Below are 17498 nucleotides of genomic sequence, written 5' to 3' on the forward strand. Positions count from 1 at the left end.
ACAAAGGTATTCAATTTGAAAAACCAATCCGTTTTTCAGTTACATTTGTCCGCTTTTTAAATTCTTTGATATGGCTGAATTGTTCGAACAATTGGGTTTTGAGACCAATCCGCTTTACGAAAGGATTATTGCCGATATATTGGGCAAGGGCTATAGTATTGTCGATGGGTTTATACCCGCCCAAGCGGTCGAAATACTACGAACCGACCTCCTGGAAAAATACGAGGAGGACCATTTCAAAAAAGCCGCCATCGGAAACCGCACCAACGAAATCGTAGAAGCCGGCATTCGGGGGGATTTTATTCTATGGATGGATGAAAATTTAGAAGACCAGTCCCAAAAACCGTTTTTTGAACGTATTAACGATTTGGTCGACTACCTGAACAAAACCTGCTTTTTGGGTATCATTAGAAAGGAATTCCACTATGCCGTGTACCCTATAGGTAAGTTTTACAAAAGACACCTCGATACCTTTCAAAACGACGACCGCCGAAAACTCTCGGTGGTCTGCTATTTAAACGAAGATGATTGGAAACCCGAGGACGGCGGGGAATTGGTACTCTATCTCAAGCCCGACAACAAAGAAGTTCCGAAGACCATTTACCCCTTACCGGGCAGGACCGTTATTTTTGAAAGCCAGTTGTTGGAACATGAGGTAAAACCGGCAAAGCGCGAACGCTTAAGCATTACCGGTTGGTTAAAAACCCGATAATGCCCCTGCCTAGGGGGTGTTGGGTACCACCGGTTGGGTCAGGGCCATTTCGTATACAAAATCTTCAATGGGGTTGTTCTGCAACTTTGATGAAGTAACCTTGCTCCGCACAAAAAGAAAATCGTCGGACAGCTTAAACGTACCCTTTGTACCCTTCACTTCCTTTACAACCTCCGTTTCGGTTTCCCCGGTTTTACAGCCAATAAAGGCAATCGTGTACTCGATGCCCGCTTCGGGCTCGACTTCTACCGACAAGGTATTGTCGCTATATTCCACTGCTTTTAGGGTAAGCCCCGTACTGGCATAGAAATCCCCGGCCTCCAAGGCGCCTATCAACGAGGTTGCGCTAAGTGTGTCGGCCTTTACCATTACCCAGCCCCTGCCGGCATTGCTCCACCTCTTACCTATCCTATGGTAGCGGTGGGAGTCGTCGGTGGCCAGACCGTACATCAAGGGTTTTCCGGCTTCGAGGTAGGCAATATTGATGAGGTCCCACATTTTTTCCGTCGAAATATGGGTCGAATCGCCCATATTGTGTACCGAGGGGTGGCCGTTGTAGACTTCGAAAAAGCGCTCTCCCTTAAGGGCGATCATATCGTCCAAGCCAATACTGTAATGAAAGTTGGGATGGTTGATATGGGGAATTATGGCAACCCCCGTCGATTCGCGCTGCCGCAGTACTTGGTCGAGGTTGTTCTGCATCACCTCCAAAACACTACCGCCCCCCATAGGTTGGATCTCGGCCTGGATATTGGTGGCGTTCATGTGGATATGTTTGTTCTCGTAGCGGTCGGTAATCTCTTCGGAAGGAATCACCAAAAACTTCCCCTCTTCCTGGGCATGGGCTTGGTACTCGGCAAAGGTCTTCAGTTTGACCAAGGTCTTTCCCGAATCGACCTTGTGGGTCACCCAGTCCTCCCCGTATTTGGCCAGGTAGGTTTGAAAGCCTTTTTGGAGCAAGGAATCATCGGACAAGGTGATCCACTTCTCGCCGGCCGCCATGGTATTGTGGTCGGAAAGTGCCAAAAAGTGATAGCCATTGGCCTTGTACCAATCAAGTATTACTTCTGGAAACTCGTCGCCATCGCTCCAATACGAATGGGTGTGAAGGTTTCCCTTGAACCATTTCGGCTCCTTTTGATTTTTTTTGGTCCCTTTTTTTTCGGCACAACTTAGGGCCAGAGCCAAAAGGGCTAAGAGGAAAAGGCTCTTGAGTATTGAACTTCGCATGTTATAAAGGTTTGGTCGAACCCAAATATAACACTAACCGTCGGATTTTCATCGTCTTGGACTTTAAGTCCGGATTATTTTAAGCTTATAAAATTGGGAGCCCCCCTAAAAAGCAAAAAACCAGGCGAAAGCTCCTATTTAGGATCAACGCCTGAACCTTCTTCGGGCACGGACCCGGTTGATCAGGTAGATGGCGACTACGACCAAGGCCAGAAGAGGAAATACAAGGTCTCCGTTTAAAAATTTCAAAACATCCATTAACGTAATTTTAGAAGAAGAACGCAGCGATACCCTTGTTATTATTTTTTGTACCGCTTATTGCCCCGTATGCGGTTAACGACATATACAACGACGACGATTATCGCCAGCAAGGGAAAGATTGCGTTTCCGCTCAAATATCCGGACATATTTTATTTTTTAAATTTTGAAAGGGCCTCCTTGGTGAAATCGGACAAGGCGAGCTTTCCGGTAATCGACGCCCGTGCCACCAAGAGTTCGTCCCAATGGTCGGTACCGGACCAAAGTACTTTCTTCCATTCGGCAAGGGCCTCGGGATGGTAACCCGACAATTTTTCCACATAGAACCCAAGTTCCTTGTCCAGTTCCCTGACCGAATCAAAAACCCGGGCGTAGAGTCCCTTTTCCTGTGCCCAATAGGCATTTTTCCAATCGGTGGGTGCCAACGAAAGTTCGGCCAAGGCGGCCTTTCCCATTTTTCGCTCGACCGCCGGGGCAATGACCAAGGGCGCAATGCCGATCGTCAGTTCCGATAGACGGATGGCGGCATTTACGGAAGCAAATACATAGTCGCAGGCAGCGGCCAAGCCAACGCCCCCACCTACGGTCTTGCCCTGTACCCGTCCGACGATTACCTTTTTACAGGTTCGCATGGCATTGATGACATGGGCAAAGCCACTAAAAAACCGTTTCCCTTCCTCGAGGTTCGAAACCGCCAGCAGTTCATCGAAGGAAGCCCCCGCACAAAAAGCACGGTCGCCCTCCGATCTGAGAACGATAACGGAAATGGAATCGTCATCGGAGAGTCGCCTGAACTCGTTGGCCAAACGGTCCAATAGTTCGCCCACAAAGGAATTGCTGGCCGGGTGGCCAAATTCGACGGTCGCCACCCGACCATCGATTTTTGTATAAAGGCTTCCGTTTTGTCTTTGGGTTTCCATTTCCGTAGAATTAGCAATTTTATCGAGGTGTGCTTTACGCACGCCTAGCCCAAAATTAGCCATTTTGCAATAGGGGGCGAAATTTTCTTATGAACTTCCATACCAAGGCTCCCCCACGGATGGCCATCCAAACGGTAAAGGCCGCCCAAATGCCGTAAAGCCCCCAATTGAACCACTTGCCCAAGAAAAGTACCGGGACAAAACCGATAAACGTAGCCGCCAGCAAGGTGTTTCTCAAATACCTCATCTCGCCCAAACCCTTAAAAAGGCCGTCAAAAACAAAGGCTATGGTATTCATGGGCAAAGCCAGGACAACGATAAAGAATATCGAATAAAAGGTATTCAGTACAAGGTCTTCCTTGGAAAAAAGATAGCCTATGGGCTTATAAAAGAGAAAGCCCGCCACAACGAGGCCCAAACTGATCGCAAGTCCATATTTGACCACTTTCCTTGCCAATCGCCAGAGTCCGTCGTAATCCCTGGCCCCCAGCAGCCTACCTCCCATGATATTACCGGCAGCCGCATAGCCATCGATAAAAAAGGCCGAAAAGAGCCATATATTGATGGCGATGGTATGGGCGCCTATGTATTGCGGGCCCAGGGCGGTGGCCTCCCTTACCGCCAAGATCAGGGCCGTGTTCAAGGCCAAGGCACGGACAAAGAGGTTCAAACTCATCACCACCAATCGGCCGAGTTCGGAATGAACGGGAAGGCGCAGGCGCAGACTGATATCGGTCTTGGCCAGCAGCAGGACAAAGGCCATTACGGCCATTACGGCCTGTGCCATAAGGCTGGCCCATGCCGCTCCCTCAAGGTACATGGGTTCGATAAAGCCTTCGATGCCATAGACCAGGGCAAAATCGAGGCCAATATTGAGACAGGCCCCTACCATGGCGATAAGCATCGGATAATAGGTGTTTTGAAGTCCGCGAAAAATGCCCATCACGGCAAAGACGAAGAGGGTCAACGGAAAGCCCCAGACCCTGATCGAATAGTAGGCGATACAATATTCGAGTATTTTGCCCGAGGCGTTGAGCAGTTCAAAAATTTCGCGAACCACAAAAATGGTAGACAAAAGCACGAATATGCTCATCGCAATATTTAGAAATATGGCCTGTGCCGGAAGCGTTTTTACCTCTTCTATCTTTCCGGCCCCCAAGTATTGCGATATAATGGCCGAAATGGCACTGCGGGTCTGCCCCAAGATCCAAATCAACATGGAAAGGAAGGAGCCTACGATCCCCGCCGCCGCCAAGGATTCGAGGCCGTCGACGGGAATGTTGCCCACAATGGCCGTATCGGTAATGGACAATAGGGGTTCAGCTATACCCGCTATTGTGGCGGGAACAGCCAATCTATTGATCGATTTAAAAGTAATCGCCGCTTTCAAGTCGCGCAAGTTACAGCACTAATTCGTAACAATGAAAGGGATGCCCGCTCTGTTTCGGAAAAAAGATGTCACCCAATCTTTTATAGCCCCGTTTTTCGTAAAACCTCTGGTTTCGCTTGTTCCGGCTAAAGGTGTCGAGGCGTACCGAAACCAGGCCCTTGCCCCTGGCCAATTGCTCGGCAAAGGCCATCATCCGCCCGGCATGGCCCCGGCCCTGATGATCCGGGTGCACGCACAGGCGATGGATATAGCTATTGGCTCCGTTTTGCGTTAACCAGCGAACCGCTTTGTACTCTTCGTCCATCAGGCTAGAAATGACAATGGCACCGACAATTTCGCTATCGGCCTCGAGCACGAAGAGTTCCTTCCTTTCGAGGTCATTTTCAAAGGCTTGCCTGGAAGGGTATAAATCGTTCCACTGGTAGATATCCCGACCGATCATTTCCCGGGTACAGGCCTTTACCACAGTCATTATTTGTGGAATATCGGATAGTTTTGCGTGTCGAATCATCGAATAAACCTAATTATTTGTAAATTTAAATTTAAAATCCTAGACTTCATGAAACACATTCTTGTACCTATCGGTATTTCTCCCGATGCACACCACACCTTACAATATGCCATAGACTTTGCCACCGAATTCTCTTCGAAAATTTTCTTGATGGAGGTTTTCAATGTTTCGGTGGGGGCGGGAAAAAGCTTGGCCAACGTAACCCAAAAGGTTGCCGATAGCGGCAAGGAGCGGCTGAAAGAAGTACTCGAAAAGGTCGATTCAAAAGGGGTCGAGATCAAAATAGCGTCCTATAACGGGGATATGGTGAACGGGCTAAAGGAAATCGACAGGGAACTAGGTATCGACCTGATCATTTTGGCACCGCGGAGTAACGATGTCAGTGAAGAGCGGTATTTGGGCAATACCTCGGGAAGCATCATCAAAAAGACCAACATTCCCACCCTGATCGTACCCAAGGGTACGTCGGTACGACCTGTCAACACCATTCTTACCGCCTTTAAATCAGGTGTACTAAAAAGAAAGCGCATTCTCAACCCCTTGTTGGACATCAAGAACAAATTCGGGGCCCAGGTCAACCTTCTGCTTGTAAAGACACCCGGCTATACCGACGAAGACCTACAGGTGAACACCGCCTTGATGGATATCAGTTCGCAATTGACCCTTGCCGAAGCACCTACCACGTATTTGGGCGTTTTGGAGCATCTGCAATCGCAACACCCCGATATGCTATGCGTTTTTAGGCGAAAAAGGGGATTTTTTAAAAAGCTCTGGGAAAAAAACACCATTCCAAAGGCGGAATTTTCGGCCCGGATACCGGTTTTGGTGCTTAGCGTTAAAAAGGATTAGCGGAAAAACACAATTACTTTATCAAGTGCTTTGATACTTTGTCAAAAAGTATTTTCTTTGCCTTTCCAAAAACGGGGGATTAGCTCAGCTGGCTAGAGCGCTTGCCTGGCAGGCAAGAGGTCACCGGTTCGACTCCGGTATTCTCCACAAAAACCACCGCACATGCGGTGGTTTTTCTGTTTATTGCATTCGGTCGCCGATAAATGATCCGCCAAATGTGGGGCCCAAAACCGGATCTTTGGAAACCCGAATGGGAAAACAGCCTTAAGGAATTTGGATGGATTCGGACAATTTTTACAAAACGCCAAAAAATCAAGTATTCAACAAGTGACTACCCTATGCATTTCATCGATTATTTCATATCTTAGTAACTTGTTATATATACGTTTTTGGCGCTATTCAAAAAATATTCCTTGTTCAACCCTCCCCCACGCGACTATAAAAATTTCAAGTGAAACCTATACCCTAACTAAAAGACAAATATCATGAGCAAAGCTGATAAGGTGGTATCGATGAACGCATCACAGGATGAGGAAGCCTCTTCAAAAATTGAGATCATCAAAAATCTAATTTTTGGTGAGAACATAAAAACCTACGAATCGGAGTTCGAAACCTTAAAGAAAGACATTCTCGATAAAAAAAAGGTGCTCGAGGATTTGATCGAGGAGGTAAGGCAAGACCTTAAGACGGCCATAGACAACGTGTCTACCGATGTGAATATCAGAATTACGGAACTGGAGGATAAAATTGAAGACAAAATAGAGCACCTTGAGACTGAAAAAGTCGACAAGAAAATGCTCGGCAAACTGCTCGTTGACCTGGGCGAAAAGGTGGGCGGCAAATAAAAATTCAGGACAACGGAGCCAACTACCGCCACCAATAATAAAAAACGGGACATATTATCGGGCGAACTCGATTGTTCGAACATCGAAACATCTTGAATTGCCGCAATCACCCGAACTACGGTATTGAAATTATGCGCCAATGAACGAAAACGATAAAATTCAGATCTTAAAGGATATTCTTTTCGCGGAAGACAGCGTATATATTGAAAAGATTGCGAACAGGCTGGAAACCCTTGAAACCACCCTCAACGATAAGAAAAAACTCTCCTCTAAAGTAGACCCGATAGTACTTGAGCAACTCGAGGAATTCAAGGAAAGCATACCGGCAACCCTGGGACCGACCATTACGGCCACCCTAAAGGTCGAGATCCAAAAGAACAAGGACGAGGTGGTAGAGGCAATCTATCCCATTTTGGGAAAAATGATCAAGAAGTACATTGCCCACGAAATCAAACTGCTTTCCGAAAAGATCAACCGCCAACTCAGCTTTAAGGACAAGGTAAAGGCTTGGTACAAGGGTTCTTCCAAAAAACGGGAAATCATCGAGAATTTGGCCTCATGCCATATCGAACAGGTCCTTTTGGTCGAAAAGGATTCCGGCCTCCTGAAGGCCAGTTATTCCAATACCCAAACCATCGACGAAGAAATGATTTCGGGCATGTTGACGGCCATCAAACATTTTGTGGAAGACGCCTTTGTAACCAAGGACCAAAACCTTGAGCTTATCGATTACGAACTATACCACATTCATCTTCAGAGCTTTAAAAATTATTATATTGCAGTAGTGCTTTCAGGGACTTACACTACACGGGCCAAGGACAAGGTACAGAACCTGATTTTTGACTTTTTTGAAAAGTTTACCCGACTGGAGGGCTACCGGACCCTTGACATGGAAAACATTAATCAACAATTGGCACTTAATTTTGGGAATGAACATCTCTAAGAAAATAGTCGTACTCGGATACTTTGGGGTCGGAAAAACCTCTTTGATCCGTCGATTTGTGGAAAACAGCTTTTCGAACGACTATAAAGTCTCCATAGGAGTGCATATAGTCAAAAAGACCGTACAGGTATCTACCGACGATACCGTATCACTTATTCTATGGGACCTGGAAGGAACCGACGATATCGCAAGTGTCAGGGAATCGTATCTTTTGGGCACGCATGGCATCATCTACGTTTTTGATGTTTCCAGGCCCTCCACCTTCCAATCCATTGAAAAAGACCTCGAAGCCCTCGCCAAAAAAGTGCCCGGGGTACCTACCCAGGTGGTCGGCAATAAAATAGACCTCGTCGCAAGTGAGGAGGTAGACGCCACCTTAACGGAAAAAGGGATTTCATTTGACTACCTGACCAGTGCCAAAACAGGTGAAAAAGTCAATGAACTGTTTGAACATTTGGCAAAAATACTAGCTCTGGATGCTGAAAGAATTAAGGGAAAACTACAATAGGGACAAATTTCAGTTTATTCTAACGGATCTAACGGGCAGGGTGGTCCAAAGCGACCAAACCCTGTTGTCCGTAGAAGAAAATGTCGCTATTGGCGAAGCCCACCCCTTTTTTTTAAGCATTCCCGAAATTATGGATGCCGGCCGCGAAACCGCCACCTTTCATTGTGTACAGCTTGGCACCCCAATGGCACGGCTTACCGCCGATATTGAAATCCATCGCAAAAAAGACGGCTTTCTAATCGTAATAGAAGACCTTACCCAGCATTACCGGTCGTACCAAAAAATGGCCCAAACCCGCAACGAGTCCATTATCGATTCTGAGCTTATTGTCTTAAAGAACCACGAACTACAAGAACGCGAACGGTTCAAGAACGAGTTCATACAAAACTTCAGCCACGAACTTCGCAATCCCCTGACCAACATAATCGCCCTAACCAATATTCTACAACGCACAGACCTTTCGGAAGAACAATTGGGCATCTTGGCCGTATTGAAAGATTCGACCTCCAACCTAAAACTCATGTTGGAGGATATATTGAGCATAGCCATGATCGCCAAGGGCAAATTGGCCCTCAACCCCAGTGTGTTCAACTTCCCCCATTTTATCGAGTTCCTCAAATTGACCTATACCACCCGGGCCAAGGAAAAAGGACTGGCCTTTTCGGTTACCACCGACGAAAAAATACCCGAATATCTGGAGGGCGACCGCATCCGTCTGCTTCAGGTACTGACCAACCTTTGTGACAATGCCGTAAAGTATACCAAAGAAGGAACTATTTCACTGCATGTGGCACTTAACCAAAAACGGGCCAATACGGCAAGTCTTCGTTTTTCCGTAAAGGATACCGGTCCCGGTATCCCCCCTGAAAGCTTGGGCACCATACTCGAAAGTTTTGAGCAATTGGGGCAAACAGAAGGGGTCGGACTCGGTCTGGCGATAGTAAAGGGGCTTTTGGACCTGATGGGAAGCACCATTAAGATCGAATCGGAAGTAGGCAGGGGCTCACACTTCTATTTCGACCTAAAATTACAGTTTCCCTTGCGCGAACCCATAAGGCCCGCGGCCCGAAAACATCTGCCCCCGACAAAGGCAAAGGCCCCTGCAAAGGATACCCAAAAATACAGGGTACTGCTCGTAGAGGATAACGAACAGGTACAAACCAGCCTCTTTAAATCACTTATAGAACCCGGCAACTTTTTTATCGATGTCGTAAGCGACGGGGCCTTGGTCATGCAAGAGGTAGTAAACTCCAAATACGACATCATTCTTATGGATGTCAACCTTCCCAATATTACGGGAGACCAATTGACCAAGGCCATCAGGGCCTTTCCGTTCAAAGATGTCAAAAAAATCCCGATTATCGGCATTACGGCCAATTCGTACAAAGCACAGATCAAGGCCTACAAAAAGGCCGGTATGAACGCCGTTATAACAAAACCCTTCGAGCAAAACGAACTTCTTAAAACCATGCAGCGTCTATTAAAATAGCTTGCGGACGTTCTGAGTGGATTGAACAATTTGTAAGAATTTTACTACTAAATAGGTATTTCATCGAATAAATACCCTTTTTCGTCGATAAATCTAAATCCCTAGGTTTGGATTCGTCGAATTGCCCCTTCCATCCTACTTTTACAGAGCTTTAAAAAATATAGCACTCCGCTGTACTAAACACTAACCATGTTATAAAGCAAAAAAAATGAAAAAACGGTTCCCCTAGACCGAAACAGTACAAGATAGCTCGATTCAAGTCAAGTTCCCCCTTTAGTTGACCGGGCCTATCAAAAGTTTGTAGTAGAGGTTGTAGTTATACCGAGGTTTCACGAACAATTATAGACTATGGTATAGGGTTAGGAAAATAGTCTATAGTAATGTTCCCCCAGGGATGTTCAAGTTAATTCTTGAATGTCCCTTTTTTTTTGTTCCGGCAAACTTCCATCCTGTTTGCACGGCCATCCCCAGCTCCCTTGCCCCTTTAGGGCCGACCCTCATTTAAGGAATACATAAATTCATCATAATTTAATTACTGCATAAGTATTTCTTAACCTCTAAAAAATTACAAATAGTAAAATTTTACCGATTATTGTAAATAATAATTTACTATTTGTAAAATTGCATTAGTGAAACTTTCTAAAAAAGATATTCAATTCATCGGTTACGGGGCATTGGCTTCCTTTGGCACATACTTTTGTATGTATGCCTTTAGAAAGCCCTTTACCGTAGCTACCTACGAAAATCTATCTTTTATTGGGGTCGACTACAAGATTGTTCTGATCATCGCCCAGGTCATTGGTTACATGCTGTCGAAGTTTATCGGTATAAAGTTGATTTCCGAATTAAGGCCAAAGAGGCGCCTTCCGTACCTACTGGCCATGGTGATCTTGGCCGAGTTGACCCTAATTCTCTTCGGTTTTGCCCCGGCACCTTACAATATCGTGTTCATTTTTCTGAACGGGCTGTCCCTTGGTATGATCTGGGGGGTCGTTTTTTCATATTTGGAAGGGCGAAAATTCACCGAGATCCTCGGAGTAATTCTTTGTTCGAGCTTCATTCTTTCGAGTGGAGTGGTAAAATCGGCCGGGTTATTGGTCATGAAATACTTCAATGTTGGCGAATTCTTGATGCCGGCCGTCACGGGGGCCTTGTTTCTCGTTCCCTTTGCGGCTTTTGCGTTTATGTTGGACAAACTAGCCCCTCCTACCCCTGAGGACAAGGCTTTACGTGAGGAAAGACTGCCGATGAACGGCAAGGACCGTCAGAAATTGGTTGTCCGGTTTGCCTTCCCCTTGGTCATCTTGGTCTTCTTTTACATTTGCTTGACGGCCATGAGGGATTTTCGCGACAACTTCTCGAGGGAAATATGGGACGAAGTGGGTTATGTGGGCAATGCCTCGATATACACCCTTTCCGAAGTACCGGTAGCCATTATTGTACTGCTCTCCATAGGCATGTTCGGCTTTATAAAAAACAACTACAAGGCCTTCGTTTCGTATCACTACCTCTTAATGATAGGCTCCCTGATGGTCGGGATAAGTACCTTACTGTTTCAGGCCTCCCTGATTGGGCCCGCCTTGTGGATGATATCCGTCGGCTTGGGCCTTTATGTCTGCTACGTGCCTTTTAATTGTCTTTTTTTCGATCGTATGATCGCCACGTTTCACATCAAGGGAAACGCTGGCTTTTTGATCTATATTGCCGATGCCTTCGGGTACCTTGGCAGTATGGCCGTACTTCTCTACAAGAATTTCGGCCAAGGCAGTATCTCGTCACTGGCCTTTTTTATTAAGGGCTCTTACCTTATTTCGGGTATCGGTTTGATCGTCGCCATTCTGTCACTCTTCTATTTTAAGAACCGCTACACGCAAACCGCCCCTGTTATAGACGAACCTAATCTAACAACGGCCCATGAACCACTCTTATGACCTTATTGTAATCGGAGGCGGGGTACTCGGCACATTTCATGCCTACCACGCCCTAACCCGGGGGCTGAGGGTAGCCCTGCTTGAAAAGGACGGAAAACCCCAGGGTGCCACCGTTCGCAATTTCGGCCAGGTAGTGCCCTCCGGAATGAACAGCAAGTGGCAGGATTTCGGTCGGGAAAGCCTGTCGATATACAAAAAAATCCAGGCCGATTTCGATATATCGGTACGACAGGAGGGCAGTATTTATCTGGCTTCCAACGAAGAGGAAGTTCAATTGCTCGAAGAACTGGCAAACATCAACCGGTCCAATGCCTACCCTTCCGAACTGTTGACACAGGGGCAATGCCTGGAGCGATATCCGAATTTACGGCAAGACTACGTAAAGGCCGGACTCTTCTTCCCCGAAGAAGTAAAGGTCGAACCTCGGACCATGATCAACAGACTGCACCGCTACCTTAAACAAAAAGGGCTTGACATCTATACCGGTGAAACCGCATTGGAATGCGATGCCCTGAGAAGCGGCGTTCAGTTGTACACCTCGGGCAATCGCCATTTTTCGGCCACCAAGGTGATTATCTGCAACGGTAGCGAGTTCAAGACCCTCTACCCCAAACTCTTTCAGGAAAGCGACCTGGTGATTTCCAAACTTCAAATGATGCAGACCAAACCCCAACCGAACTATTTACTGCCCAGTTCGGTACTGACAGGCCTATCGATCAGACGGTACGAAGCGTTTTCCGAATGTCCTTCCTACCGAGAAATCAAAGCCAGGGAAGACCCCGATTCATTTGAAAAAAAATGGGGGGTGCACATTCTATTCAAACAAGCGGAAGACGGAACAATAATACTTGGCGATTCGCACGAATATGCTCCGGTCAGCCAAATAAGCGACTTGGGCTTTGACCTAAAAATGGAAATTGACGATTTTATTGTAAAGGAGGCAAAAAAGATATTCGCACTTCCCACTTACGAAATACAGAATCGATGGTTTGGCATGTATTCCCAATGCCAAACCACCGATATCTTTCAACATACAATAGACGAAGACATTCACATCGTGACCGGGATTGGCGGAAAGGGCATGACCGGAAGCGCCGGATTTGCAAAACATAATATAAACTCAATCTTTAATCTTAACTATGTATAATATCGAACTTGCTGTTTTCGATATGGCCGGAACGGTCGTAAACGAAGACAATGTAGTCTACAAAACCCTGCAAAAGGCGATCAATCAAAAAGGGTACGAGCTAACCCTCGATTTTGTACTCGAGCATGGGGCCGGAAAAGAAAAACACCAGGCCATAAAGGACATCCTGGCCCAAGTAGGGGCAGACCCTGCCGAAGAACCTTCCGAACCAATTTTTGAAAATTTCAAAACCTTGTTGGACAAGGCCTACGAAGAGCTTAGGGTAACCTCCTTTGACGGTGTTGCCGATACTTTGGCACAATTAAAATCCCAAGGTATCAAAGTTGCCCTGAACACGGGATACAGTAGAAACATTGCAGAGCTCCTGCTTAAAAAAATGGATTGGAAACAGGGTAAGCAATACGATGCCCTGGTTACCGCCGATGACGTTAGCATGGGACGGCCCCACCCGGCCATGATCCATGAAGCCATGAAAGTACTTGGGGTACAGGATTCGGAAAAAGTAGTAAAAACCGGCGACTCCATAATAGACATCGAGGAAGGTAAAAATGCCCATTGCGGACTGACCATCGGTGTGACCACGGGAGCCCATACCAAGGCCCAATTACTTACGGCCGATCCGACCTACGTGCTTGACTCCTTGACCGGGATCCTCGATCATGTTACGGCATAAGACCAAGAATGTCCAAATAAAGGAAAGGGGGCTTTTTGAGCCCCTTTTCTTATATAAAGAAATACATGACCAACATTTTCGAGGCGACCGAAGCCCTGTTTACGGGCACATGGGGAATTCGCCCATCAAAAAATATGGAATCCCCTTCCCTTAGCAATACCTCATCATCGCCAATACGGTAATAACATTCGCCCGACAAGATATATTTAAACTCGAAGGCATCGGTAGTAACCTTTTCCCTTTGGGAGTTGGGGGCCACTTCGAGCAACACCGTTTCAAAACCCAAAGACGTCAATTGCCGGCCAAAGATATAGGTGTATGAGAACCCCACCGCCTCGGCCTCCTTTTCAATAGCCGTATGGTCTTCTTTGCGCGATACGATAAAATTGGCTCCGTTGACCAAGGGCATACCGTTAAAAAAATCGGTCACCTCGATTTCCAATGAACTTATTATTTTAAGCAGAACAGGCAACGACGGTATGGTTCGCCCATTTTCAATCCTTGATATCAATCCTCCGGTAACCCCTGCCCGGCCGGCAATTTCATTTATGGTTTTCCCTCCTTCCTTTCGAATTTCCTTGATTCGCTTTCCTATTCCTATAAGATAATCTTCCATATAAAAGCTCAAAGTGCAAACATAACACTTAATCAAATTAATAGAAATGGCACAGGGCAAATATTAAAAACACATAAAGCACCTTCGATATGAGCTAAAACCATAAAAACATCAATTTTTGACTATTTGTAAACAAATAATTCATAACTTTTACATAACACCCCCTCGCAAAAAGTTTCAATTATTTAATACTAATCAGCATTTTACCTAACCTTAAGCCTAGATATTTGCCTTTCAGAAATAACCAATAGTTTACAAATACGAAAATAAAATGAAAAAACCACTACTTCTGACAATCTTTGCTGTTCTGGCAAGTATTGTCGCTCGTTCACAAACCACCTTTCAAGGTTCGGTTCTTGACGAGAGCAATGTTCCACTACCCGGTGCTTCGGTAGTTATCAAAGGAAGCGCAACAGGTGTAGCCACCGATTTCGACGGTAACTTCGAGATTACCCTCCCCACCGGCAACGAAGTACTTTTAGTGTCATATATTGGCTATCTTCCGTCGGAATTTGATACCACAGGAAAAACTACGGGCATCATTACCCTACAACCCGACTCGCAACAATTGGATGAGGTTGTGGTAACCGCCCTAGGTATCGAACGCCAGAAAAAATCATTGGGTTACGCCTCCCAGGAGCTCGGTACTGACGAGGTTACCCAGGCCAGGGAACCCAATTTGCTCAACAGTATTTCGGGCAAGGTGGCCGGCCTTCAGGTAACCAATAGTCCAACAGGTCTGGGCGGATCGGCAAGGGTCTCCATTCGCGGCGATGCCTCCTTGAACATCAATGGCAACTCTCCCCTCTTTATCATCGACGGAACGCCCATTAGCAATGAAATTGTGGGATCAAGTGGCTCAGGTACCCAAAGTGTTGACTACGGAAACGGTGCTTCGGAAATCAATCCCCAGGACATCGAATCGATGAACGTATTAAAAGGTCCTGCCGCCGCAGCCCTATACGGGTCACGTGCAGCCAACGGGGCAATCATCATAACCACGAAAAAAGGGAAATTGCAAAGTTCAAAGCTCGGGATTACCATCAATTCAGGGGTGACCATAGAAAACATCCTAATGTTGCCCGACTGGCAGAACGAGTATGGCCAAGGAAACAACCAGCAATTCGAATTTGTCGATGGAAGCGGATCGGGTATCGCCGATGGGGTCGATGAAAGTTGGGGGCCCCGTTTGGATACCGGACTTATGATCCCCCAATTCGATTCGCCCAGGGCTGACGGCACAAGGGGGGGCGACACCTTTGTCAGCGACGCTCCCATTACTCCTACGCCCTGGGTCTCGAACCCCGACAACACAAAGGACTTTTTCGAGACCGGTATAACCAAGACCAATAGCATTGCCTTTTCCAAATCGGGTGAAATGGGAAATATGCGCCTATCTTACCAAAACCTCGACCAAGAAGGCACTTTGCCCAATACCGATTTAAAACGAAATAGTTTAAGCTTCACCGGAAGCCTCAACCTGAGCGACAAATTAAAGGTAAACGCGAATTTGAACTACGTGAAAACCGATAGCGACAACAGGCCTGCCGTCGGTTACGGCACAGAAAGTATCATGTACCTATTTATCTGGTACGGAAGACAGCTGAACACCAAAAACCTGAGGGATTACTGGCAACCTGGCCTAGAGGGCATCCAACAGTTCAACTACAATTACAATTATCACGACAACCCTTACTTTACCATGTACGAAAACACAAATGCCCAAGACAAGGATCGTGTGTTCGGCAATGTAAGCTTAACCTATGACATTAACGATAACTTCAGTTTCCTGTTAAGGAGCGGCCGGGATTTCTACCGCGACTTCAGGATCAGGAAAAGGGCCTTTAGCACCCAGCGATTCCCCTTTGGAACCTATCAGGAAGACGATGTGTTCTTTGAGGAGAGCAATACCGATTTTTTATTGACCTACGACAATACCTTCGATGAAAAATGGAACGTTAACCTCTCCGTCGGGGGCAACCAACTGCGCCAAAGACAGGATTTCAAAAAAAGTGTGGCCCCACAGCTCATCAACCCTGGGGTATATTCGTTCAACAACAGTAGGCAAGCGGTGCAAATTAATTCGGACAACTACTCCAAGCGAATAAACAGCCTTTACGGCTATGCGCGTTTTGCCTACGACAACTTGTTGTTTTTAGACGTCACCGGTAGAAACGACTGGTCTAGCACCCTGCCCTCTGACAACAATTCCTATTTCTATCCCTCGGCCACTTTAAGCGCCGTGATTAGCGATACGTTCGAAAGCCCGGATTGGCTGACCTTCCTCAAGTTAAGGGCCGCCTATGCCGAAGTGGGCAACGATACCGACCCCTATCGCTTGAGAAGCTTTTACCAGAACGAAACCTCCTTTGACGACTCAACGCCCATTTTGACGGAGTCGGCCTTGATTCCCAACGCCGACCTAAAACCCGAAATTACCGGATCGTATGAGTTCGGATTGGATCTACGCCTCTTCCAGAACAGGGCCAACTTTGACCTGACCTATTACGACAGCTCTACCAGAAACCAGATAATCAATATCAGCACCGATATAGCCAGTGGCTATTCCAGCCAGTTGATCAACGCCGGAGAGGTACGTAATTACGGCTTTGAGGCCATCGCCAATTTTATTCCCATAGTAAACGATAACTTCAAATGGAGCACCACATTCAATTTCGCGACCAATAAAAGTGAGGTTAAGGACTTGGGCGGTGTAGACTTTACCTTAACGGAGGCCAACGGAGCTTACATTCAAGCCAGGGAAGGCGGCTCGATCAGTGCGATTTACGGAAGGGGCTTTCAAAGGGTAACCGATGAAGACAGTCCGTATTTCGGTCAAATGATAGTCAACAATCAAGGTATACCGGTCCGCACCGACGATTTGGTCTACCAGGGCGATTATGCCCCAGATTTTACGCTGGGCATACAGAACTCCTTTAAGTACAAAAATATCGACCTTGGGTTTTTGGTCGATACCAGGCAGGGCGGTATCGTGGTCTCCAGGACAAAGACCATTGGCAGCACTTCGGGGCAGTTAAAGGAAACCTTGGAAGGGAGGGAAACAGGTATCGTTGCCGAGGGTGTCATCAATACGGGTAGCGATGAAAACCCTGTCTACGTTGAAAACACCATCAATGTCGACGCGCGTACCTACAACAACCGATATTACGAAAGGGACAATGTCGAAGCCGCAAAATACGATGCCTCCTATACCAAGTTGAGGGAAGCGACCTTAGGCTATTCCTTCCCCCGGAAAATAACCGACAGGTTGTCCCTTTCCTCCTTGCGTCTCTCCCTAACGGGCCGAAACCTGTTGCTATGGACGGACAACCCACATTTCGACCCTGAAACGGTAGGTGTTTCCGGCGGAACGCTGCAACCCGGTATAGAGAACATGTCTTACCCAAGCACCCGTTCGTTTACGTTCAACCTACAATTAAGCTTCTAAAGTAGTATACCAAAATAATTAAAGCACT

15 protein-coding genes and 1 tRNA gene are annotated in these 17498 nt (G+C 46.7%); 11 read left to right on the forward strand and 5 right to left on the reverse strand.

The annotated features are described in order from the left end of the window. The first annotated feature begins 70 nt into the window (after positions 1-70). Entirely contained in the window at positions 71-712 is a 642-nt protein-coding gene (locus BUB37_RS01385) for a 2OG-Fe(II) oxygenase (protein ID WP_072987275.1), read from the forward strand. A 9-nt stretch (positions 713-721) separates the two neighbouring features. Here BUB37_RS01385 and BUB37_RS01390 read toward each other — a convergent pair whose 3' ends face one another. The 4 genes from BUB37_RS01390 to BUB37_RS01405 form a co-directional block, all read right to left on the reverse strand. Next, on the reverse strand, positions 722-1942 hold the full coding sequence (locus tag BUB37_RS01390) for a PHP domain-containing protein (protein WP_072987278.1): 1221 nt from the start codon (positions 1940-1942) through the stop codon (positions 722-724). Between the two features lie 410 nt (positions 1943-2352). Continuing rightward, entirely contained in the window at positions 2353-3120 is a 768-nt protein-coding gene (locus tag BUB37_RS01395) for an enoyl-CoA hydratase/isomerase family protein (protein ID WP_072989633.1), read from the reverse strand. Between the two features lie 55 nt (positions 3121-3175). Next, positions 3176-4510 (reverse strand): MATE family efflux transporter, encoded by a 1335-nt coding sequence (locus BUB37_RS01400; protein ID WP_072989636.1) that lies wholly within the window; start codon positions 4508-4510, stop codon positions 3176-3178. Positions 4511-4520: 10 nt separating this feature from the next. Further along, the gene (locus BUB37_RS01405; protein WP_072987282.1) at positions 4521-5021 is read right to left on the reverse strand and encodes a GNAT family N-acetyltransferase; all 501 of its coding nucleotides are present in this window, start codon (positions 5019-5021) and stop codon (positions 4521-4523) included. 48 nt (positions 5022-5069) lie between these two features. On the opposite strand from BUB37_RS01405, the gene BUB37_RS01410 reads away from it, so the two are divergent. The 9 genes from BUB37_RS01410 to BUB37_RS01450 all read left to right on the forward strand — a co-directional run bounded on the left by BUB37_RS01410 (position 5070) and on the right by BUB37_RS01450 (position 13406). Beyond that, positions 5070-5870 carry a universal stress protein gene (locus BUB37_RS01410; RefSeq protein ID WP_072987285.1) on the forward strand — a complete coding sequence of 267 codons (801 nt, stop codon included), beginning with the start codon at positions 5070-5072 and terminating at the stop codon, positions 5868-5870. A gap of 73 nt (positions 5871-5943) precedes the next feature. Then, positions 5944-6017, forward strand: a tRNA-Ala gene (locus BUB37_RS01415). 338 nt (positions 6018-6355) lie between these two features. Continuing rightward, entirely contained in the window at positions 6356-6715 is a 360-nt protein-coding gene (locus BUB37_RS01420) for a fructose 1,6-bisphosphatase (RefSeq protein WP_072987289.1), read from the forward strand. Between the two features lie 139 nt (positions 6716-6854). Continuing rightward, the gene (locus BUB37_RS01425) at positions 6855-7658 is read left to right on the forward strand and encodes a cell envelope biogenesis protein OmpA (RefSeq protein WP_072987292.1); all 804 of its coding nucleotides are present in this window, start codon (positions 6855-6857) and stop codon (positions 7656-7658) included. Further along, complete coding sequence (locus tag BUB37_RS01430) at positions 7645-8166, forward strand: Rab family GTPase (protein WP_072987296.1); 522 nt, start codon at positions 7645-7647, stop codon at positions 8164-8166. Before BUB37_RS01425 ends, BUB37_RS01430 begins: the two co-directional genes overlap by 14 nt. Next, complete coding sequence (locus BUB37_RS01435; protein ID WP_072987299.1) at positions 8135-9655, forward strand: ATP-binding response regulator; 1521 nt, start codon at positions 8135-8137, stop codon at positions 9653-9655. Before BUB37_RS01430 ends, BUB37_RS01435 begins: the two co-directional genes overlap by 32 nt. 629 nt (positions 9656-10284) lie before the next feature. Beyond that, on the forward strand, positions 10285-11586 hold the full coding sequence (locus BUB37_RS01440; protein WP_072987301.1) for a DUF5690 family protein: 1302 nt from the start codon (positions 10285-10287) through the stop codon (positions 11584-11586). Beyond that, the gene (locus tag BUB37_RS01445; protein ID WP_072987305.1) at positions 11570-12733 is read left to right on the forward strand and encodes a TIGR03364 family FAD-dependent oxidoreductase; all 1164 of its coding nucleotides are present in this window, start codon (positions 11570-11572) and stop codon (positions 12731-12733) included. The genes BUB37_RS01440 and BUB37_RS01445 overlap by 17 nt, the downstream gene beginning before the upstream one ends. After that, complete coding sequence (locus BUB37_RS01450) at positions 12726-13406, forward strand: phosphonatase-like hydrolase (RefSeq protein ID WP_072987307.1); 681 nt, start codon at positions 12726-12728, stop codon at positions 13404-13406. The genes BUB37_RS01445 and BUB37_RS01450 overlap by 8 nt, the downstream gene beginning before the upstream one ends. Before the next feature lie 49 nt (positions 13407-13455). On the opposite strand, the gene BUB37_RS01455 is transcribed toward BUB37_RS01450, so the two are convergent. Beyond that, positions 13456-14022 (reverse strand): helix-turn-helix domain-containing protein, encoded by a 567-nt coding sequence (locus BUB37_RS01455; protein WP_072987309.1) that lies wholly within the window; start codon positions 14020-14022, stop codon positions 13456-13458. A gap of 271 nt (positions 14023-14293) precedes the next feature. Between BUB37_RS01455 and BUB37_RS01460 the strand changes: the two genes are divergently transcribed. Continuing rightward, positions 14294-17470 (forward strand): SusC/RagA family TonB-linked outer membrane protein, encoded by a 3177-nt coding sequence (locus tag BUB37_RS01460; RefSeq protein WP_072987312.1) that lies wholly within the window; start codon positions 14294-14296, stop codon positions 17468-17470. Positions 17471-17498 lie beyond the last annotated feature (28 nt).

This window comes from Pseudozobellia thermophila (assembly GCF_900141855.1).
Taxonomy (GTDB): Bacteria; Bacteroidota; Bacteroidia; order Flavobacteriales; family Flavobacteriaceae; genus Pseudozobellia; species Pseudozobellia thermophila.